Genomic DNA, 22,540 nt, shown 5'->3' with positions numbered 1-22,540 from the left:
ACTATGAGCTCTGGACAAACAATAACAACACAACCGTAAATCATTTTAAATGATCTTTTACAAAAGCTGAAGGAGTAAGCTTATAGTACGCTTTGAAACATTTAGAAAAATATGCCGGACTTTCAAACCCAGCTTTAAATGCTGCTTCTGAGCTATTATATCCTTCTTTGAGAAATTCTGCAGCACGTTCTAATCTATAATTTCTAACTACTTCAACAGATGTTTTTCCCGTTATTGCTTTTATCTTACGATGCAATTGAACACGACTTACATGCAAAAGACCTGCAAATTCTTCTATACCAACAGAAGAATTACTAAGATCATTTTCCAATATTGTATATAATTTTTGCAGAAACGGATCAATAACTTTTGTCTTCTCTACATTAGAGTGTATATTAAATTGTGCTGCTAAAAGCTTTCGGTAACGAATCTGAGATTCTAAATTGTTTTGAATACGCAAAGTCAAATCCTGAATATTAAAAGGTTTAACCAAATAATCATCAGCTCCTGACTCAAGCCCCTCCAATTGACTATTCATATTTTCTTTAGCACTCAAAATGATAATAGGAATATGACTGGTCTTATCATTATTCTTCAATTCTTTACATAATGTCAAACCATCCATCACAGGCATCATAAGATCTGCAACAATAAGATCCGGAATAATTTCCTTTGCCACCATCAGCCCTTCTTCTCCATTAAAAGCTCTAATTACAATATAATTTGACGGTAATATATCCAGAATAAACTCTGACATATCAACGTTATCTTCAACCAATAGTATAACCGGATTCTCATCATTCCGATCTATTTCTTTCTCCAATAAAATTCTATTGAAATGATCTCTAGACTCATTTGACAGCTGCGATCCTATTGCAGGGTAAGGCATATGAACCATAAAGACAGTTCCTTCTCCTTCCGTACTTTCCATTTTAATAGTTCCTTGCTGAGAGCTAACAAATTCCTGAACTAAAAACAAACCAATACCAGAACCATGAACATTTAATTTTTTACTATTCTTCTCCGATTGAAAATACCTGTTAAAGATAAATGGTTTGTCACTGTCCGGAATACCAATACCAGTATCTTCAACAATAAGAACTATCCCGTCAGGCAAGCCTTTTTTAACAATTACATTAATTTTTCCTCCAGACAAAGTAAATTTCAGAGAATTCCCAATCAGATTAAACAATATTCCTTTAAGATTCTCCATATCGAATCTGTAAAGATTATTAACATCCGAAGAAAATGAAAGATCTATATCTTTACTTAATGCCATACTTTTAAACTGATCTACAACACCCTCAACAAAATCTGAGATACTTCCTATTGATTCTCCGGATATTGGTAATTTTTCTTCCAGTTTAGAGAGACTAAGCAATCTGTTTACAGAGTCAAGCAATTCCTCTGAATTCTTTTGAATTGAATCTATATTTTTCTCCTGAGAGCTTCCTGCCAGGTATTCCTTCAATTCAGAAAGTGGAGACAATATCAATGTGAGCGGAGTACGAAAATCATGAGTCATATTAGTGAAAAACCTGGATTTCATTTCCGTCAGCTGCTTTAGCTGCTCAGTTTCCTTCTGTTTAAAAGCAATAGATTGCTCAAGCTTAATCCGGAGACGCTGTAAGTAAAGCCAATATCCGACACCTGCAAAAAACAGCACTGCATATATCATATAAGCCCACCATTTCAACCACCATGGTGATGCAACGGATAATTTAACGGTCTTTATTTTTTCACTCCACTTTCCTACGGAATTACTACAGTTTACCCGAAATTCATAATTGCCAGATGGCAGCCTTGTATAATTAGCAAAAGGAATATTACCACACTCTACCCATTCTTTATCATAACCCACCAACTGATACCGAAACTTAAGATCTTGCGGTTGATTAAACTCCATTCCTGCAAAAGACATCATGAATGTATTCTGATCATAATCAAGGAATAGTTCTTTCATCTCATTGACTGGCCTATCCAATATACCATTCTTTTTATGATGATTAACTTCAATATTATTAACCTTTAAACTCGTAAATGCCACCTCAGGCTGATAATTGCTATCTCGTATTTTTGTGGGATCGAATAAAACCCAACCTTCCGGTCCTCCAAATGATAATCGTCCATCAGGTAATTGTAAACAATGAAATCTGTTAAATTCATTTCCAGGAAGCCCATATTGGGATTGAAATACTCTCACACGATAATTCCGGGGATCAAACCGGCAAAGTCCTTTATTAGTAGAGAACCAAAGATTTCCTTTGGAATCATCTGACAAAGCATACACCGTATTATCAGGCAGCCCCTGCCTCATTGTAAATATCTTCGTTTTCAATGTTTTCTTATACAGACAAATAAGCCCGTGATAACTTCCTATCCATAAAACATCTGTCCTTTTAGGATCTTTCCGAATCCCTAACAATGGTTCTTGTTTTCCCCATTTCAGTTTATAAACTCTTCTATCTTTTAAAGTGATATAAAATACTCCATTTGTTTCGGTTGTCAGCCATAATCTTTCATTGTCAGCGCACATATCACTTAGAACCAAATTCTCTCCGAATAACACTTTTAGAAATCCCGGAGGTAAGAACCATTTCCAGGCTGATGTTTTTCCATCATAAAAAAGTAAATTACCATTATAACCTGCTACTATAGGAGAACCTGACTCATTAAATGCTAATCCTTTAAGACCGATCCCTCTACTGTTTTTATCTTCAAGGCCTTTTATTTCAGGTAATTGTGTAAGTTTTCTGGTGTATGGATCGTAACAAGTCACCATATTTTTCACCCCAATCCATAGTTTCCCGTTTCTGTCATAAGAAGAACGGATATGATAGCCTGGCAGTGAAAATTCAGAATCCGCTGCTGTCCATTTAAATGTCTTTGACAGGGACATATTAAATTCCCGTTTCAATAAATTATCAGGAAAAGTATCAGCCGGAGAGAACGAATAAAATTCAGGAGTATTCAAATCTATTTTCAATATTCCCCTCGCATCTGTTCCTATCCATATAACCCCTGTTCTATCCATAAAAAAAGACTTCGCAGCTATAGAGCTCTTATGGAGAACATCATTAATAAGCAAAAGCCCTATTTTGTTATATTGCCAAACCTTCCCCCCTCTCTCAAAATAGACATTTCCATCACGCCCCGATTTGATCCATAGTACATTTTCTTTATCCTTTCCGGGTAATTTCACTTTAGATATTCTATGATTCACCACAGAATACGTGTATAAATTTTCAGTATCTCCCCAAAGAAAATCACCATTCGATTTAAAATAAAGATCAAGCGCTGTATTTCCAACAACAACGTCATTTCTATAAATAGCTGAAATAGGTAATTGATAGTGCGTATAAAACCCCTTCTTTTTATTATAACTTAGAATTCCCTTATCAGTAATGGCCCACAAAATACCTTTATGATCTTCCTGAATACCCCATAGATTTAAATTTCTCTGGGTATTTCTGAAAATATATTTTTCTAATTTTCTCCTTTTAAAATTGTAGGAAATAATATTATTTTGCTCACAAATGGCCCATAATAGATGATCACAACCTATGATCCATCCTCTCTTAAGCATTTTAAGACCAGATTTTTCAAGGGTAGATTTTAAGAAATAGTGCGTTATTTCTTCAGTTACCGTATTTAATCTATCAATATCTCCGGACTTATATTCAATCCATACTGCATTATCGAAATACTTTAAACAAATAATCAAATCACCATTAATGCTATTAGAATCCATGGGATTATGATGGAAAACTTTATAATGAACACCATCATATCTGGCTAATCCATTTTTGGTTGCAATCCATAGAAAACCTGAATTATCCTGAACTATCCCTGATACAAAAGATTGGGGTAACCCATCTGAGGTAGAAATAATCTGATATTGCTGACATTTACAGTAAATAGGGAACAACATTAGAAAGAGATAGGTACAAGATATCCAGTTCCAACGAAAAAACACTAATATTCTCAATATAAATAATTAATTTTCTTATTACCTAATATAAACAAAAGACACTATCACTAACAACACTATCTGACAAATCGTGTTAATGACATCGTATAAAATATTTACAAATCATTTTTAATGATTTAAAAACAGGATTATTATCCCGTTTTTAAATCCATAATTAATAAATATAAATTATACCAATCATTTTTCGTGTTTTTAGAATCATTTACATTAAATACAGCCGTAGTAGTTACAGAAATAGGTACTATGAAAAGCCGGGTAATATTATTTTCAGTTCTCATAAACAACATTCATTAATAGAGCGTACACAAAGAGAAATTGTTCATTAACTTTTTACGCAATTCCAAAATAAATGCTGCTTATGAATTGATCAAGTTGTTATTAAGCGCAATAGCTATATTAAATTACATATCTGATATTTTGTAGATATAAATTGATACTTGTTTATTTGTTAATAAACCAAGTGAAACAGCACCTGTTTTAAATACAGGAGAAATCAAATCTCCGCTATTAAGTTCAAGAACCGTATTCATAATTGTTCCGCTTACCGGGACATCTGCAAGATCTAAATTAATAATCCCAAGATTAAGCGACAGAGTAACTGAATCCATCTGTTTATCTTCAATAGGTACGGAACCTCCATTTTTAATTAACCCAAGATAACTTTTTCCTAATAAATTGGCATTTATTCCCTGGATACGAAATTCATACTTTATTTGATAGATACCATCTGATGGTACCACATATTCACCATTAGCATTTAATAAGGTAGCTGCCCCCATCTGTTTATCTGCTGCATCAATAGATACCCTGTTCCAGCCGCCTGTTAAGCTAAGTAAACTCCATGTTCCTGTCTTAAATGCTTTAAAAAGAGTAGTATTTCGATTGGTATCAATCATTTTTTTCCAAACATTACCGTCAAAATAGTAATATCCCTTGCTATTCATATTTACTCTTTGTCCCAACATATCTCCTCCATTTACATCTGTAATATAAACGAGCGCTCCAGACTGATCCATACCATAAATAGCTGTATTCTGCGTGAGTTGCTCTCTTGTAAGAGTTGGTGCCTTTAATCCGATGTGTTTAGAATTATCCGGTCCTCCTGTTAATGGGTCTTTCTGAAATTCAACATCCATAGTCATTTTGGGAGATGTCGTATTTATTCCTATTTGTGCGTGAGCTGTAAATCCAAAGCTCAAAATAGCTGCAACAAAAAAAAGTTTTCTCATGTTATATGTTTTTTTATCATTAATTCACTTTACAAGCCTTCTGTTTCTAAAAACAAAACAGGATAAGATAGTCCTGTTTTATTTTGTTTCTGCCTTATTAAAGACCAGAAAAACGAACAAGTTTAATTGCCCTTAATATTATTGCTGCAAAGTTCAAATTATTACATAATCACCACTATAACATATATTACTTTTACTATAACAAATGTTTCAAAATAACCCTAGTAAAGCCTTACGAGACAATCTTCTTTCACTTTATTGAACAAATTCCCCTGTCATATGATAATTAAAAAACGGGGTAAAACAATCGGTCAATCATTTGAAGAAATCAAAAAAAAATACTCATGTACATTTATAAGTGATATACATCTGAAAACTATTTCATATCCGATATTTTAATCCATAAACAATCACAATAATCTACATTACAAAATAAAGTTTGATTCAACCAGATATACTGTATACTAATCAAAGTAAATCCAATATCAGCATTACTACTAACTTACTATTTACGAAATAAGATACACAACAACATAGAAAATTAAGAGTACCGATACTATCATAATCAAAGATTATAAAGCTTTATTCTAAATGCAAAAGCACCTGAATGTTATGTAAAACCCGATTTCTGAAACAATCGTTATAGTAAAAGTAACATGTATTATAATTATTAGCCTCTAATAATCTCAATTTTGCAAAAAAAACACAGCCATAGAAGACTAAAACCTACACATGAAAAGATAGAACAGAAATCTATTTTTAAGAAAGTTATTGGAATTAATTCAAAAGCATCATCCTTTAAGTTTTGTGTAAATAAATATTGAAGTTTTATAAATTCTAAAAAATGAAAAGAAAAATTATTACGTTACACCTTTTTGCTATTTCTTTATCTGCATGTTCTCAAGTTGGTGTAAACACAGCATGCCTCCGCCTCCACGGAACTTTACATATTGACGGAGGTAATGATTATCCGGAAACCCGCATTCCTGCTGTCATTCGACAATTCAACAGCTTCATTGTAATTGGAGAAGAAAATACTGGTGGAGATACCATTGCTCCGACACCGCAATTAAAATTGAATTCCGGAACACTAAACATATCATAATGAAAAACCAGATATCCTTAAGATTTTTACTTTTAATCTTAACATTAACAACTCTAAACTGTTCAAGAACCAACGATGATGATATGCAGACAAGCACGGTTACTTCACAATACTTTCATACTCCTGCATGGATTCAAGGTACCTGGAGTGTTGCTGATGGTACAACCTCCAATAAGCTGTATAAGTTTACGTCAGAGGATTTTATACTAATGACAGCAGACGGTAGTGAACAAAGTATAACAAAGACAATTAAAGAAACGTCTATGGGTGGGAAAGTAGATGAAACTCTTAACAACAGCGCTCAATACAATTTCTTAATTACGTTTTACAATACAAATACAACAGAAAGCTTTGAATTTAGAAAGATTTCTACAACTCAAATCAAGTGTAAACATAACAGTAAAGAAATCTGGTTTGATTTAGTGAAATTATAACGAGAACAAGAGGCAGCTTTACATATTACAATCGTTTTTACAAAACAAAGCATTATGAACAAACTGTAAACATACAGTATTTACGCATCAAAAAAATTCCAAGGACGTCACTTTTAAATATAACTCATTAATAAACAGATCAATTTCCACAAAACAAAAACCAATATTTTATGAGAAAAATACTCTTTTTATGAATTTCGGAAAGATATTTTAATTATTCATTAAAATACCTATCTATTTATTTATCAAAAAGATAGATAAAGTTCACAAATAATTTAAATTAAATCACAATATATTGATTAATTTTATGTAAATTCGTTTATCCGTTTTATCAGATTGATAAAGGTTATTCTTACAATTCCCGACCCTATTCAAAGTATATTATCTTTTTGTAATATACCCTAAAACAAATCTCTCATTTTTGAAATATTTTATTTTTTATTCCTATATTTGCTTAACATTTTTTTAACTATAAATATTTATAGTTATAATTAATAAGATTGTACCGACCATATTTCTAAAAATAAGAAAACAATAAATATACTTTAATAGCATTTGAACAATTGATATTTTACTATTAAAAAATCATTATCAAATTGCATTTATGATTAAAGATATATTATAATTTTATTATTTTTATTTCCTCATAACAGCAAATCGCGATTTATGCCGATGGTATTAGCGTTTTGATATGAGATATCATTAATCATTCCTATACCGTAAATGCTATGAAAAACTTGACTAAAATCAGGCTAATGCCTTTTGAAAAGCCGGACATCAACCTTATATCATACAATCTATCAACAAACAATAGATTCTTGAATAATTACCATAAAAAAACACACATCGTTAACGATTTAACAAAAACCAATTTTATTATATCATAACAAAAAGCGATCGCCTTAATACCGAAAGGCCCTGCATTTTGTTATGAATCTCTTGCTATCATTCAATAATTATCACGCCATGAAAAACTTAACCATTATTGGACTGACGCCTTTTGAAAAACCAGACGTTAACCTTATCCCTAAACTACACCAGGCGGGTGCATTTCCCGTTTTAAGTTTAGGAAATGAAATAACGGCTGCACAGGAAGCGTTACATCAACTTGACCAGATAGACGTACCATCGTATGGTATTTATTTTTCTAAGGACAACTTCGCCTCTCTTCAAATTTCTGAAAAAGTAAGATTTGCGATCCTTCCCTTCGGAATGTTGAAACCTTTCAATCTACCTGTTGTTTATCAGGTAAGCAGTTTGGAAGAAGCCATACAGGCTGAACAATCGGGAGCAGAAGGAATCATTATTAAAGGAAATGAAGCAGGCGGATTAGTAGGCTATGAATCCACGTTTGTATTATTTCAGCGTGTGATCAAAGAAATTCAGAACATTCCGGTGTGGTTACAGGGAGGAATAGGCCTCCATACTGCAGCAGCATCAAAAGCATTGGGAGCAACAGGAGTTGTACTGGACAGTCAGCTTGCCCTGTTTCCTGAAAGTTCAGTTCCTAAGGATCTGAAAGAAGCGTGCTCAAAACTGAATGGTACGGAAACTAAGGTGATTGCTAATCATCGTGTATTGGTAAGACCCAATTCACCTGTATTACCTGAAAATGTAACAGCTGAAGATCTGAAACAGTACTTTACCGGTCTTGACCTTAGTACCTGTTATATTCCTATGGGACAAGACATTTCGCTGGCAACAGACCTGTATGAGGATTTTAAAACCCTGAAAAAGCTGATTTTCGGATTCAAAGAGGCTATGTATGGACATCTGAAACAGGCAAAAGCACTGAAGGTAATCAATAAAGACAATCCAATGGCTCAGGAGCTGGGGCTGCGTTATCCTATCGCTCAAGGTCCTATGACCCGTGTAAGTGATGTTCCTTTATTTGCCAATGCAGTAGCGGAAGCAGGAGCCTTACCTTTTGTTGCCTTATCCTTATTAAAAGGAGAATCTGCAAAATCTTTGGTGATGGATACCAAAAAACTGGCTGGAGAAAAAACATGGGGTGTAGGGATCCTGGGATTTGCACCGCAAGAATTAAGAGAAGAACAGACCTCGTATATATTAGAAGCTAAACCTCCTGTGGTTTTGATTGCAGGCGGAAGACCAGCTCAGGCTAAAGTATTTGAAAAAGCCGGAATAAAATCATTCTTACACGTTCCTTCCCCTGCCCTTCTGGATATTTTCCTTAAAGAAGGTGCTAAAAATTTCATTTTTGAAGGACGCGAATGTGGAGGGCATGTAGGTCCTCTTTCAAGTATGGTCCTTTGGGAAAAACAAATTGAACGTATCTTAAAAGAAGAACACCCTGAAAACATCAGTGTCTTTTTTGCAGGAGGGATTCACAACGCATTTTCAACCGCGTTTGTTTCTATCATGGCTGCACCATTAGCTGCAAGAGGAGTAAAAATTGGTGTATTAATGGGAACTGCTTATCTCTATACACACGAAGCGGTGCAAACCGGAGCCATTCAGGAAGAATTCCAGGCGCAGGCTATGCAGGCAAAAGATACCGTTCTATTGGAAACAGCCCCGGGACATGAAACCCGTTGTTTAAATACTGCATTTGCCAACCATTTCAATACAGAAAAAGCAAAACTTCTTGCTGCCGGAGTGGACAAAAAACAGGTGTGGGAACAACTTGAAAAATTAAACGTAGGCCGTTTACGAATTGCGGCTAAAGGTATAGAGCGTCAGGGTGATAAACTTGTCAGCATTCCTAAAGATGACCAACTAGACTTAGGAATGTACATGATAGGACAGGTAGCCACGATGCACAATCGAGTGATCTCATTAGCTGCTTTACACCAAAGTGTTGTAGACAATTACGAGCATATTCAGAATGCGGCGTTACCAGAAGAACCTATTTCTACAGAAAAACCTCTGGACATCGCTATCGTAGGGATGGAATGTATCTTCCCTGGTGCTAAAAATCTCGATGAATACTGGAGAAATATCATTTTAGGAAAAGACAGTGTTACTGAAGTACCGGATGAAAGATGGAATAAAGAACTTTATTACAAACCTGATTCCAATGAATCGGATGTATCTCATTCCAAATGGGGAGGATTTATTCCTAAAATTGATTTTGATCCTCTGGCATTCGGAATTCCGCCACAATCGCTTGCAGCCATTGAACCCACACAGCTTCTAACCTTATTGGTTGCAAAACGTGCTATGGACGATGCCGGATATGGTGAAAAACACATCAACAGAGATAACATTTCTGTCATTATAGGTGCTGAAGGAGGTAATGACCTTGCCAACAGCTATAGTTTCAGAGGATATTATAAGCAGGTTTTCGGAGAACTTCATGAAGAAGTAAAAGAAGCTTTCCCACATACTACAGAAGATTCTTTCCCAGGTATTCTGGCCAATGTAATCGCAGGTAGAATTACAAACCGACTGGATCTTGGCGGCAGAAACTTTACCGTAGATGCAGCTTGTGCTTCTTCTTTGGCTGCAATTGATCTTGCTTGCCAGGAATTGGTATTAGGAAAGTCAGATATGGTTCTTGCCGGAGGAGCAGATTTACATAACGGAATCAATGATTATCTGATGTTCTCCAGCACACATGCCCTATCCAGAAAAGGAAGATGTGCTACATTCGATGGTGATGCAGACGGTATCGCCCTTGGAGAAGGTATTGCTATCCTTGTTTTAAAAAGATACGAAGATGCTGTACGTGATGGTGACCGTATTTATTCGGTGATCAAGGGAGTTGGAGGATCCAGTGACGGAAAAGCTCTTGGACTGACTGCTCCAAGACAAATAGGCCAGGTAAGAGCATTAGAACGTGCTTATTCCCAGGCTGGGATCAGTCCTGCTTCCGTAGGTCTTGTAGAAGCTCATGGTACAGGAACTGTGGTAGGAGACAAAACAGAATTAAGTGCACTGACTAATTTATTCAGCCGTTCAGGAGCTTTACCGGGACAGACTCATTTAGGTTCTGTGAAAACACAGATCGGGCATACCAAGTGTGCAGCAGGATTAGCTGGATTAATCAAAGCTTCGCTTGCCGTTTATCACGGGGTAAAACCACCTACCCTACACCTTCAGCAGCCTAATGCCTATTACAATTCAGAAACCAGTCCGTTTGCATTCCATGCAGAAAGTGGATTATGGGGTGAGAAAAACCGTTATGCAGGAATCAGTGCTTTCGGATTTGGGGGAACAAATTTCCATACGGTAATTGCCAACCATCCTAAACAGGATAATTCAATTACAATGCAGTCATGGCCTTCAGAATTATTTGTTTTCCGTGGAGACACTTACGAAGAAGCAAAAGGACAGTCAAGCCAGATCAAAACCTTATTAGAAATTAATGATGGTATTCCATTAAAAGATATCGCTTACAGTTTAAGCATCAGTTCAGAAAAGCGAATTCAGTTCAGTATTGTTGCAGACACCGCTGAAGACCTGATGATGAAGCTTGAACTGGTATTGCTGGGGATTGAAACAAAAGACACTTTTACGGTTAATAAAAAAGAAGGTAAAGTAGCTTTCACATTCCCTGGACAAGGCAGTCAGAGAATCAATATGGCTCGTGACTTATTTGTGGTTTTCCCGGCTATGCGTAAGATCATTGATGAATATCCTGAACTTGAAAAAGTAGTTTTCCCATCCAAGACCTTTAATGAAGCTGATTTAAAACAACAGAAAGAAACCATAAAAGATACCCGTTTAGCACAACCGCTTTTAGGAATTGTAGACCTTGCATTGGCTAAATTCCTTGAGTCATTGGGAATTATTCCTGATATGCTGGCAGGTCACAGCTATGGTGAAATACCTGCTTTATGTTTTGCAGGAGTATTTGGAGAAGATAAACTGGTTGACTTAAGTGTTAAGAGAGCTCAATCTATTTTAGACTCAGTAGAAGGAGGAGATCCGGGTTCAATGCTGGCAGCAAGTGCTACTCCGGAACGTTTACAGCCAATTATTGCAAAAGTAGAAGGATGTTATCCTGTAAACTTCAATGCTCCTACCCAATGTGTCATTGCCGGAAGTACAGAAGCCATCAATAAATTGCTGGAAGTGCTTAAACAAGAAGGTATTTCTGCAAAAAAATTAGAAGTTGCATGTGCATTCCACAGCCCGTTATTAGCAAAATCCAAGGACTTATATGCTGAAGTATTAAAAGACGTTCCTTTCCAGGAAATGCAGATCCCTGTATGGTCTAATACCACAGCAGAAGTATATCCCGCGAATCCATCAGAAATAAAAGAAAGACTTACTGACCATCTGGTACAGCCTGTAAGATTTGTAGAACAGCTTCAGGCGATGTACAACGACGGTGCCAGAATATTTATAGAAGTAGGCCCCGGAAAAGTACTTACCGGATTAACCAAATCCTGTCTGGAAAAAGATCAGTTAACCTTATATGTTGAAGACAACAGCCGTAATAAATTCAGTCATCTTCTTTGCATGCTGGCTCAATATTTAGGAACCGGCAGAAGCTTCAATATTGATAAACTTTTTGATGGTAGAAGCGTGAAGGTTATTGATCTTAACCAACCCGAGCTTTACAAGAAAAGCCCTGCCATCTGGCGTGTTAACGGGCAAACTGCCCACCCAACTACCGGTAATCTGCCAGCAAATGGTGCATTACCACTTATAAACCCTATTCCCATGAACAATTTTACTAATAATACACAGGCACCTGCAACTGAGGCTCAGTCTACTGCTGAACGTATGTTGCAGGAATATTTAAACAGTATGAAATTAATGATACAGGCACAGCGTGATGTGATGCTTTCCTTTATGGGACAGAATCCTCAGGCATTCCCTGCTCCTGTATATCATTCACCAGCACCAGTTGCTGCGCACCAGCCAATATCTTCCATTCCGGTTCAGCCTGTTCAACAGGAAAGACCGGTAGCCGTTGCTGCTGTGAAGCAAGCTCCTACAAGAGATATCAAATCCTTATTACTACAGGTAGTAAGTGACAAAACAGGATATCCTCAGGAAATGCTGGGTATGGAAATGGACCTTGAAGCTGATTTAAGTATTGATTCTATTAAAAGAGTGGAGATCATTGGAACACTTCGTAATGAACTGGGAACTCTGGGTAACGGAAATACCAATGAAGACACCGTTATGGAGCAATTAGCCGGAATAAAAACTTTAAGCGGCCTTGTTTCATGGCTTACTGAATTTTCAGGAGCTGAAACAACTGCTACGCCTGAAAAAAACGGTTCTTCAGCTGAACCAACAAGTTCAAAACCACAAACACAACCGACATTCTCTCTTGAACACCTTCAAAATGCGATTCTGAATATCGTAAGTGAAAAAACAGGATACCCAAAAGAAATGTTAGGTCTTGATCTTGACCTGGAAGCAGATTTAAGTATAGACTCCATCAAACGTATGGAAATCATCGGTGATCTTAAAACCAAAATCGGGTTTGGCCAAAACCTTGAACAGGCTGATGATGTTATGGAAAAACTGGCTGCTATTAAAACACTTCGCGGCCTGGCGAGCTGGATCAGCGAAATGAATAGTGAAACCAACGAAGCTGCCCATGAAGTGAAAGAAACCAATATCGCAGAGCCAACTCAAAATGTACTTTCACGTCTTCGTTTCGATATCACTCCTACCGATGATTTTTTAGTACAAAATACAGAAGTATTGCAGGGAAAACGTTTTGCGATTACACAAGATGACAATAAACAAACTTCAGCGATTAAAGAAGCTTTGGAAAAGCATGGAGCTATTGTAGAATTAGTAGATACAGAAAAAGATTTTTCTAATATTGACGGATTAATTATGCTGGATTTATTCTCAGCAACTGATAAACCAAGCATTATTGATCATGTAGATCTGATCAAAAAACTGGATTTTGATAAGGCAAAATGGGTATATCTGATTTCTGATATTCCGGCACACCTTCAGGAAATTACAGATGCAAGCATATTACGCCACCATCAGGGGTATCCGGGACTTTTCAAAAGCCTGGCAAGAGAATTTGATAATACAACCTGCAGACTGATCAGCCTTGGCACGCCTCAGGAAGTAGATCAGATTGCTGAAATTACTTTAAAGGAAATCCTTACCAATGATAAACCCGCTGAAGTTATTTATAAAAATGATCAGAGACATAAAGTAGACATTATCCCTTCTCCATTGTCAACAAGCTTAAACGAAGCTCATATCCAATTAGATCAAAAATCTGTGGTATTGGTATTGGGAGGTGCCCAGGGAATCACTGCTGAATTGGCAAAACATATGTCTCAGGCTTATCCTTGTACTTATATTCTGGTAGGAAGATCAGCTGATCCAAGAGAGGGAGCATTAGAATTAAAAGAATTTGAAGCTATGAAAACCAAAGAAGAAATCAGAGGTTTTCTTATCAGATCCGGCCAATTCACTGCCCCTGCAGAAATAGAAAAAGAAACAACTAAGATTTTCAAAAACAATCAGATCCTGCGCACAATCCGTGATATGGAAGCGCTTGGAAATACTATTATTTACCAGTCATTGGATCTTTGTGACGAAGAAGGTTTGAGTAATCTGATCAGCAGTATTTATGAAAAATACAACCGTCTGGATGGAGTAATCCATGGAGCAGGTCTCTTAGAAGATAAATTATTCAAACAAAAGACAACAAGCTCTTTCGGGCGTGTATTTGACACCAAAGTAAAACCACTTCGTGTATTGGCAGAACAGCTTCGTTCAGACTGCCAGTTTGTAGTATTATTCTCAAGTATTGCATCTGTATACGGTAACAAAGGTCAGACAGATTATGCTGCAGCCAACAGTGTACTGGATGATTACGCGAATGCTTTAAACAAAAGATTAAAAGGAAAAGTAATCTCTATCAACTGGGGACCATGGAAAGGTGCCGGAATGGTTTCCTCTACTCTTGAATCAGAATACGAACGCAGAGGTATTTCCATGATCCCATTGGATGAAGGAAAAGAAATCTTCCTTAACGAGATTAAATACGGAACTGAAAGCCAGGTGCTGATCATGTCAGGAAATAATTGGTAAAAATCTGTATAAACGAAGTATGAAAAAAACAGATGTTGCTGTAATTGGTCTATCCTGTGTCTTTCCCGGGGCACAGGATGCCAGCACTTTTTGGCAGAATATTGTCAATAAAGTTGATTCTACCGAGCTGGCTCCGGCTGATCGGATAGATCCGGTTCATTTCAGTGATGCGACAAGTCCCGTTGACCGTTTTTACTGTCAGCGTGGAGGGTTTATCCCTGATTATACATTCGATCCTACCGCATTTGGTATCCTGCCATTGGCTGTTGAAGGAACGGAACCTGACCATTTGCTTACCCTTGATCTGGTACAGAAAGCGCTTGAAGACGCAGGCGTATTTCAGAAGAATATTTCCCTTGAAAAAACGGGAATCATCATTGGTAAAGGAAATTACACAGGTCCTGGAGCTACCCGTGCTATCGAAATTGTAAGAACCGGAGAACAAATTTCTTCATTATTACAGGAATTGCTGCCTCAGGTTTCTTCTGCAGACATTGAAAAAGTAAAACATGCTTTTCAACAGCGTAAAGGACGTTTTGCAGCAGATACTGCCATGGGATTAATTCCCAATCTTGTTGCCTCTCTTGTTGCCAACCGCTTCAATTTAGGAGGCGCTGCATTTACTGTAGATGCCGCTTGTGCCTCTGCTTTAATTGCTGTAGATCATGCTGTACAGGAACTTCAGAGAGGTCGTTCTGATATTATGATCGCAGGAGGTGTACACACTGGACAGAATGCCGCTTTCTGGAGTATTTTTGCCCAGTTGGGTGCCATGTCTCACCAACAGCAGATCAAACCGTTCAGTATGGATGCTGACGGTCTATTGATTGGGGAAGGCTGCGGTTTTGTAGTCTTAAAAAGATTAGAAGATGCCGTTCGTGATCAGGATAAAATCTATGCGGTGATCAAAGGCGTGGGGGTAAGCAGCGATGGTAATGGAACCAGCGTGATGAGCCCATCTGTAAAAGGCCAGTTGAAAGCTTTGGAACAGGCATGGATTAATGCTGATTTAGATAAAAATAAAGTGGGATATCTTGAGGCGCACGGCACAGGAACTCCCCTTGGAGATAAAACAGAACTTCAGACCTTAGCTCAGTTCTTCGGAAAAGAAGAAACTGCGCCGGCAGCAGGTATCGGATCTGTAAAATCCAATATCGGGCATGCTATGCCAGCTGCCGGAATTGCTGGATTGATTAAAACCTGTTTAGCATTGCATCACGATACTCTGCCACCAACCTTATATTGTGAAAATCCGACTTCGGATATGAAGAATACAAGGTTTGAACCTGTGCAGGAAGCCAAAAACTGGTCAAAAACAGGACTGCCAAAAGTAGCTGCAGTGAATGCTTTCGGATTCGGAGGAATCAATGCCCACGTTGTTCTGGAAGGCTATGATATGCCGAAAAAAGATCATGTGTTGATATTGGCAAGACCTACCCATGAAGAACTGCTTTCTGCATTACAAAATAATGAAACGACCATTGGTGAAGGAGATTTCAGAATTGCGATATTCGATCCAACGCCTGCAAGAATAGAAAAAGCCATTAAAATTGTTTCCAAAAATATCATCTGGAAAAACAAACAGGATATCTGGTACACTTCTACTCCATTATTAAAAGATAGCGGTAAAGTAGCCTTTGTATTTCCCGGCTTAGATGGACTGGCAAAAGGTGAAGTAGAAACGGTAAGCCGTTATTTTGGACTGACAGCCCCTATCGAAACGGAAGGTGAAGGTCTTTTAACCGATGCCTTAAATATTTTCAACAACTGCAGTATCCTTGATAATTCACTGAAAAAACTGGGAATTATCCCAGATATGAATGCCGGACACAGTTTAGGAGAATGGCTGGCAGGATATTCATCTGAGCTGGCAGAAGCCAACTCAGTAAAAGCTTTAATTGATGTGCTGAATCCTGAAACTTTTGAATTAAAAGATTCCAAGTTCATCGCCATAGGAGCCGGAATTGAGGTCATAAAACCTTTTATTACTGAAATTCCAAACCTTTATGTTTCCAATGACAACTGCCCTAATCAGGTGATTCTTTGCGGAAGCAATGCAGCATTGGATGAGTTAGTTCCTTTGTTAAAAGCAAAACAGATCTTCCATCAGGTATTACCGTTCCAATCCGGATTCCACTCTCCTTTTATCGCTGATAAACTGGATGTGATCCTTGCCGGAATGGAAAAAGCACAGTTTCAGAAGACAAAAATTCCATTGTGGTCTGCTACCACATTAGAACCTTATCCCGCAGATCAGGCAGCGATCAGAAAACTGAGTGCTGAACATTTGGTTGAACCTGTTCGCTTCCGTGAACTGACAGATAAATTATACGAAGAAGGCGCAAGAGTTTTCATTCAAGTCGGAACTGGCGGTCTGATTGGATTTATTGATGATACTTTAAAAGGAAAAGCTTTCAGTACCATTGCATCCAGCGTTCCGACCCGTTCTGCATTGGCACAGTTACAACGTGTAGTGGCTTCATTATTTGTAGAAGGAAAAACAATCGCTCTTGACTTTTTAGAGATTCAGAATCATTCAAAAAAAGCATCAGGAAAAGGTATTAAACTGGAATTAGGTTCACCTATTATCCGTAATTTCAAAGAAGTGAAAGCATTGGCTCAGTCCTTTGACACGCCAAAACAATATACAGCAACAGCTTCAGCTATTGCTGCAAAAAGCGGCCACCCGCTGGTACAGGCATTTCAGGACAACGTTGCAGATATGATCCGTATGCAGGAAGAAGTACTGACTTTATTCCAGAACCGTCCGGAAATCACGATTCAAAGACCTGTACCTGTAGCTCCTGCAGCTCAAAAAGCACCAAGAAGTACAACCTTCACAAAAGACTTGTATGTAACTCTGGAAAGTCATCCTTACCTGATCGACCACAGCTTATTGAGACAGCCTAAAGGATGGGCTCATGTAGCTGATATGGAACCGGTAATTCCTATGACGATGATCTTTGAACAATTAGCAGAAATTGCGGAAGCGGAAATTCCGGGAACACTGGTTCATAAAATCATGAACGTAAGTGTATTCCAATGGATGAACGTCGCCAAACCTTTCGAAAAAACCGTAAAAGGAGAATGGCGCTCACCCAATCACGCTTATCTCGATATTGAAAACTTTGCCAATGCAGAAGTAGTCTTAAAATCTGCTCCTATTCCAACGCCTGATTTCAATATTTCCATCGGTAATATTTTGCCTATCGAAAGAACCCCTGAAGAAATCTATGACATGCATATGTTCCATGGAGATAAATATCAGGGAATTACGGAAGTTTCGGCCGTTGGAGACAAAGGAATCATCGGAAAAATAAAAGGAAACGGTGGTAAAGGTTCTTTGCTTGATAATGCAGGACAGCTATTCGGGCTTTGGCTTCAGCTTACTTTGGTGAAAGACCGTATTGCATTCCCTGTAAAAATCAGAGACATTGAATTCTTCGGAGATATGCATGATCAGGAAGGTATTTTTGAGTGTACCTGCATGCTGACTGAGCTTAATGATGAATTCGCCATTGCAGATATCATCCTGAAAAGAGACGGAAAAGTATGGTGCGCCATTACCGGCTGGCAAAACAGAAGACTGGAAATTGATGCCGCATTATGGAATGTTTCCATGTCACCGCTGCACAACCGTCTTTCGGAAGAGATTGCCCCTGAAGTATTTTTCTTCCATCAGGCATACACCAGAGTCGCTTCATGGGATTTTATCCTGAAAAGATATTTCAACCAGACAGAAAAACAGCACCACCAACAGTTATTGCCTAACAAAAAGAAAAACTGGATGGTAAGCCGTGTGGCGGTGAAAGATGCTGTAAGAAACCTTCTGCGTCAGGAAAAAAATCATGCCTGCTTCCCGATCACCTTTGAAATCCGTTCCGATGAAGTGGGGAAACCTTACCTCATCAGTGATTTTACAAAAGACATCCATATTTCTCTGGCTCACAAAGGAAAAGAAGCCGTAGGAATCGCGAGATATGGAAAATCTGTAGGAATCGATATGGAACTGATGGAAGAACGCAGTTCAGGATTCTACGACATGGTATTTACCGACAAAGAATTAACCTTATTAAAAGACAGAGATCAGGCAGAATGGACCACCCGATTCTGGGTAGCCAAGGAAGCTTACGGAAAGTTCCTGGGAACAGGACTGAAAGGAAATCCTAAAGCCTTTGAAGTCGAATTTATAAAAGATGATCACCTGTGGATCAACAATATTGAAATCAAAACTATTAAACATAAAAATTATATTATCGGATGGACACTGTAAACGCAACATTAAAAATGAACCACGAAGAACTTTTTACTTTATTAAAAGGTTTTATTACTGAAGTGATAGGTGCTGAATTTGTAGAAGAGATGGATATTACTCCTGAAAGTTCATTCACCAAAGATCTTGAAATGGACAGCATTGAAATTGTCTCTTTCTCTGAAAAGATCAAAGCGCATTTTGGCGATCAGATCGACTTTACAGGTTGGTTATCTTCTATGGATCTTGACCAGCTGATCAATCTTGACCTTAGTATGATCATCAATTATATCTACGAATGCCAATAATCACTGTCAATAACAGACAAGTTCATATACAGGAACTCAACAAAGGAGCCGAACAAACCGTGGTACTCATCCACGGTATGTTCAGTAACCTGTCCATTTATTATTTTAATATTGCCCCTGTGTTGGCAAAGCATTTCCATGTGGTGATGTACGATCTGAAAAGCCACGGTATGAGTGAACGCTTTCTGGATGGGTACGATCTTGACAACATGTCATCCGATTTAATAGGTTTAATAGATCACCTTCAACTGGAAAAAGTACACCTTGTAGGCTATAGCTTCGGAGGTCTTATTGCGTTGAAAACAGCATTAGAATATCCTGACCGCGTGAATCAGCTCGTGGTGATGGAAGCTCCGGATCCTCAGGACGAAAAAGCCCGTAACATCATTGATGAATACAGCAAAGAGTTTCTTGAGCATTATGTAGCCAACTTTACAGATACCACCAAAGTGCAGATGGGCAAAAGACAAATGGAAAAGAACCATCGTATGTATGAATTTCTGTTTAACCAGACCAGCATTAAAGCAGATATGATCAGGGAAAAACATTTCCTGGGTGAAACCGACTTCAACAAACTTACGGCTTCTACTCTATTGCTTTATGGCGCTGACTCCAACTGCAGACCTACCGGTGAGTGGCTGCAATCTCAAATCAGCCAGTCTGAACTTGAATTAATTCCGGGTGATCACAATATTCCTATTCAGGAACCTCAGCTCATTGCTGAAACGATCTCTCAATTTTTATCTAAAATTTTAACACAAAACCATGGCTAAATTTGCATTTATAGTTCCACCATTAACAGGTCATGTCAACCCTACCCTAAGCATCGGTGCTACGCTGCTGGAAAGAGGACATGAAGTAGCCTGGATCAGCCTTGACCCGACTTTAGAGGCTAAACTTCCCGAGGGAGGAAAATTATTACTGATCCAATACGATCAGACCGACGAAGAAAAGAAAGAAAGTGAACAATATCTCGATATTATTTCCAAAAAAGTAGTGTATGGTATAGACAGTGTGAAGTTTCTGTACGAAGAGGTTCTTATCCCGCTGAACAGACATTGCTATAATGGTATTGTTTCATTATTAAAAACATATCAGCCAGATTTGATTATCGGGGATCATCAGTTATTTGCAGCCCCGGTTGCCGCAAAGGCACTCGGAATTCCTTATGCTACTTCCGTTACCGCTCCGGCAGCCATCAAAATCATGAATGAGCTTCCAAAAGTACACGAATGGGAAGTGAATCAGATCATTGATCTACAGAAAGAATTAGGCTTCAATGAAGAGCGTTCTCTCGCAACTTCAGATCTTTTGACCCTTGTTCTGACCTCCAATTATTTCTTTGGGGAAATGGAAGATCTGGCACCTCAATATCAATTCACAGGACCAGTTCTTACAGAGCGTCGTATTTCTTGTGAATTCGATTGGGACAGATTGAAAAATGCTACCAACAAAAAGATCCTGGTAAGTATTGGAACTACCTTCGATCATGATCATAAAAAAGCATTCTTCCAGAAGGTCATTGATGCTTTTAAAGATGAAAACTTAACCGTTGTAGTGGTTTCTGATCCACAGCTTTTTGAGCAGTGGCCGGATAATTTTATGGTCTATCAGCAGGTTCCTCAGCTGGATCTGTTACCTCATCTGGATGGTGTGGTTTGCCATGGCGGTCACAACACCGTTTCTGAAACATTATCCAATGGTATTCCTTTGGTAGTGATTCCGATTGCGTATGACCAGTCGCATGTTGCAGGGCGTGTTGTGCGTACAGAAGCGGGTGAGCGTCTTAATTTTAACCGATTTAAAGCCAATCACCTGAGAGAGGCTGTACAACAGATTTTAAATAATCCAAGCTACCGTGAAGCGGCTCAGAAAGTAGGACAGTCTTTTGTGGAAGCAGGAGGCGCACCTACAGCAGCTAATCTATTGGAACAGGCTATATCAAAGGCTTCAAAACCTGAAAAGCCATCTAAGTTTTTATTCGTTGTTCCTCCGTTTTTCGGACATGTAAGCCCTACTTTAAGTGTGGGAGCAAGTCTGATTGCCCGCGGACACGAAGTAAAATGGTTCGGGATTACGCCTCTAGACAGCAAACATATTCCTGAAGGAGGTTCTTATTTCTACCCTGAAGAAGATCTTATCCCATATCAGGAGGAAATTGCCCGTATTTTAAAAAGACAGGATGACGGACCCGCATGTTCCGGACCTGAAGTAATGAAACTGGCACTGGAAGAAACCTATGTTCCTTTCGCTAAAATGATGATGCCGGGATTAACCAGACTTACAGAAAGCTGGATGCCTGATGTGATTGTGAACGACTGTATCACTTTCGGAGGGGCTCTTTTCGCTCACAAAAATAATATTCCTTGTGTAACGACAACTCCAGTTCCGCCGGATGTGATGGGAGACACGGAAAAAAGTGCTCCAAAAATCTGGGAATGGCAGCAAAACCTGATTAAAGACCTTCAAAAGGAAGTAGGTATTCATGAGGAAGGAATTTACATCCATTCTCACAAGCTGAATATGGTGTTTACTTCGCAGGCTTTCGCTGGTTTTGAAACCGTTCCGCCTCATATGAAATTTGTAGGTCCTGTGAAAGGCCGTCCGAACGATGCTCCATTTGACTGGGATAAATTAAACGCTTCCACAACTCCTAAAATATTTGTATCATTGGGAACGCTGCTGGTAGATATCAGAAAAGCCTTCTTTGAAAAGATCATCGCAGCATTTAAAGATCAGCCGGTAACAGTGATTGCTGCTACTCCACCGGAAATTTTTGAAGAATGGCCGGACAACTTTATTGTGAACAGCTTTGTCCCTCAATCGGCAGTAATGCAGCAAATGGATATGGTAATTTGCCATGGTGGTTTCAATACGGTAAATGATACTTTCCGTAATGGCTTACCAATGCTGATCACTCCAATTGCTTATGATCACTTCCACATTGCAAAACTTATTGAGCAGGCAGGCTGTGGAATCAGCATCCGGTACAAAAGACTTCGTGTAGATGCTCTTCGTGAAACGGTTTTTGAATTATTGGAAAATCCAAAATACAGAACCGCCGCTCAGGAAGTCCGCAACACATTTACGCTTGCCGGAGGAAATGACAAAGCCGTAGAACTATTAGAAAATTTTGTACATGAACATTTAATATTAGCCTCCGTATAAGCTCATGTAATCGCAATGATCTGGAAACAAAGGTTGATGAAGACATTGTGATTCATAC

9 protein-coding genes are annotated in these 22,540 nt (G+C 38.2%); 7 read left to right on the top strand and 2 right to left on the bottom strand.

The features are described from left to right. Positions 1-40: 40 nt before the first annotated feature. Complete coding sequence (locus SFA27_RS07115; protein WP_407297263.1) at positions 41-3,931, bottom strand: response regulator; 3,891 nt, start codon at positions 3,929-3,931, stop codon at positions 41-43. A gap of 461 nt (positions 3,932-4,392) precedes the next feature. Then, positions 4,393-5,220: a hypothetical protein gene (locus tag SFA27_RS07110; RefSeq protein WP_407297261.1), complete on the bottom strand. Its 828-nt coding sequence runs from the start codon at positions 5,218-5,220 to the stop codon at positions 4,393-4,395. Positions 5,221-6,064: 844 nt separating this feature from the next. On the opposite strand from SFA27_RS07110, the gene SFA27_RS07105 reads away from it, so the two are divergent. The 7 genes from SFA27_RS07105 (at position 6,065) to SFA27_RS07075 (ending at position 22,482) form a co-directional block, all read left to right on the top strand. Beyond that, on the top strand, positions 6,065-6,325 hold the full coding sequence (locus SFA27_RS07105; protein ID WP_407297259.1) for a hypothetical protein: 261 nt from the start codon (positions 6,065-6,067) through the stop codon (positions 6,323-6,325). After that, positions 6,325-6,759 (top strand): hypothetical protein, encoded by a 435-nt coding sequence (locus SFA27_RS07100; protein ID WP_407297257.1) that lies wholly within the window; start codon positions 6,325-6,327, stop codon positions 6,757-6,759. Before SFA27_RS07105 ends, SFA27_RS07100 begins: the two co-directional genes overlap by 1 nt. A 966-nt stretch (positions 6,760-7,725) precedes the next feature. Then, complete coding sequence (locus tag SFA27_RS07095; protein WP_407297256.1) at positions 7,726-14,754, top strand: SDR family NAD(P)-dependent oxidoreductase; 7,029 nt, start codon at positions 7,726-7,728, stop codon at positions 14,752-14,754. Between the two features lie 19 nt (positions 14,755-14,773). Then, positions 14,774-19,027 (top strand): beta-ketoacyl synthase N-terminal-like domain-containing protein, encoded by a 4,254-nt coding sequence (locus tag SFA27_RS07090; protein WP_407297254.1) that lies wholly within the window; start codon positions 14,774-14,776, stop codon positions 19,025-19,027. Continuing rightward, positions 19,015-19,314 carry an acyl carrier protein gene (locus SFA27_RS07085; protein ID WP_002977699.1) on the top strand — a complete coding sequence of 100 codons (300 nt, stop codon included), beginning with the start codon at positions 19,015-19,017 and terminating at the stop codon, positions 19,312-19,314. The genes SFA27_RS07090 and SFA27_RS07085 overlap by 13 nt, the downstream gene beginning before the upstream one ends. Next, positions 19,305-20,087 (top strand): alpha/beta fold hydrolase, encoded by a 783-nt coding sequence (locus SFA27_RS07080; protein ID WP_407297252.1) that lies wholly within the window; start codon positions 19,305-19,307, stop codon positions 20,085-20,087. The genes SFA27_RS07085 and SFA27_RS07080 overlap by 10 nt, the downstream gene beginning before the upstream one ends. Then, positions 20,080-22,482 carry a glycosyltransferase gene (locus tag SFA27_RS07075; protein ID WP_407297250.1) on the top strand — a complete coding sequence of 801 codons (2,403 nt, stop codon included), beginning with the start codon at positions 20,080-20,082 and terminating at the stop codon, positions 22,480-22,482. The genes SFA27_RS07080 and SFA27_RS07075 overlap by 8 nt, the downstream gene beginning before the upstream one ends. The last annotated feature ends 58 nt before the right edge of the window (positions 22,483-22,540 follow it).

Source organism: Chryseobacterium sp. HR92 (assembly GCF_045689405.1).
In the GTDB taxonomy this organism is placed as follows: domain Bacteria; phylum Bacteroidota; class Bacteroidia; order Flavobacteriales; family Weeksellaceae; genus Chryseobacterium; species Chryseobacterium viscerum_A.
Note: the sequence above shows the minus strand (reverse complement) of the source record. Positions and strands in the feature narration are given on the sequence as shown.

Bases quoted from the DNA above. Each gene is read 5' to 3' on its own strand.
- SFA27_RS07075 (WP_407297250.1), top strand. From the start codon at position 20,080: ATGGCTAAATTTGCATTTATAGTTCCACCATTAACAGGTCATGTCAAC.
- SFA27_RS07080 (WP_407297252.1), top strand. From the start codon at position 19,305: ATGCCAATAATCACTGTCAATAACAGACAAGTTCATATACAGGAACTC.
- SFA27_RS07110 (WP_407297261.1), bottom strand. From the start codon at position 5,220: ATGAGAAAACTTTTTTTTGTTGCAGCTATTTTGAGCTTTGGATTTACA.
- SFA27_RS07100 (WP_407297257.1), top strand. From the start codon at position 6,325: ATGAAAAACCAGATATCCTTAAGATTTTTACTTTTAATCTTAACATTA.
- SFA27_RS07090 (WP_407297254.1), top strand. From the start codon at position 14,774: ATGAAAAAAACAGATGTTGCTGTAATTGGTCTATCCTGTGTCTTTCCC.
- SFA27_RS07105 (WP_407297259.1), top strand. From the start codon at position 6,065: ATGAAAAGAAAAATTATTACGTTACACCTTTTTGCTATTTCTTTATCT.
- SFA27_RS07115 (WP_407297263.1), bottom strand. From the start codon at position 3,931: ATGTTGTTCCCTATTTACTGTAAATGTCAGCAATATCAGATTATTTCT.
- SFA27_RS07095 (WP_407297256.1), top strand. From the start codon at position 7,726: ATGAAAAACTTAACCATTATTGGACTGACGCCTTTTGAAAAACCAGAC.
- SFA27_RS07085 (WP_002977699.1), top strand. From the start codon at position 19,015: ATGGACACTGTAAACGCAACATTAAAAATGAACCACGAAGAACTTTTT.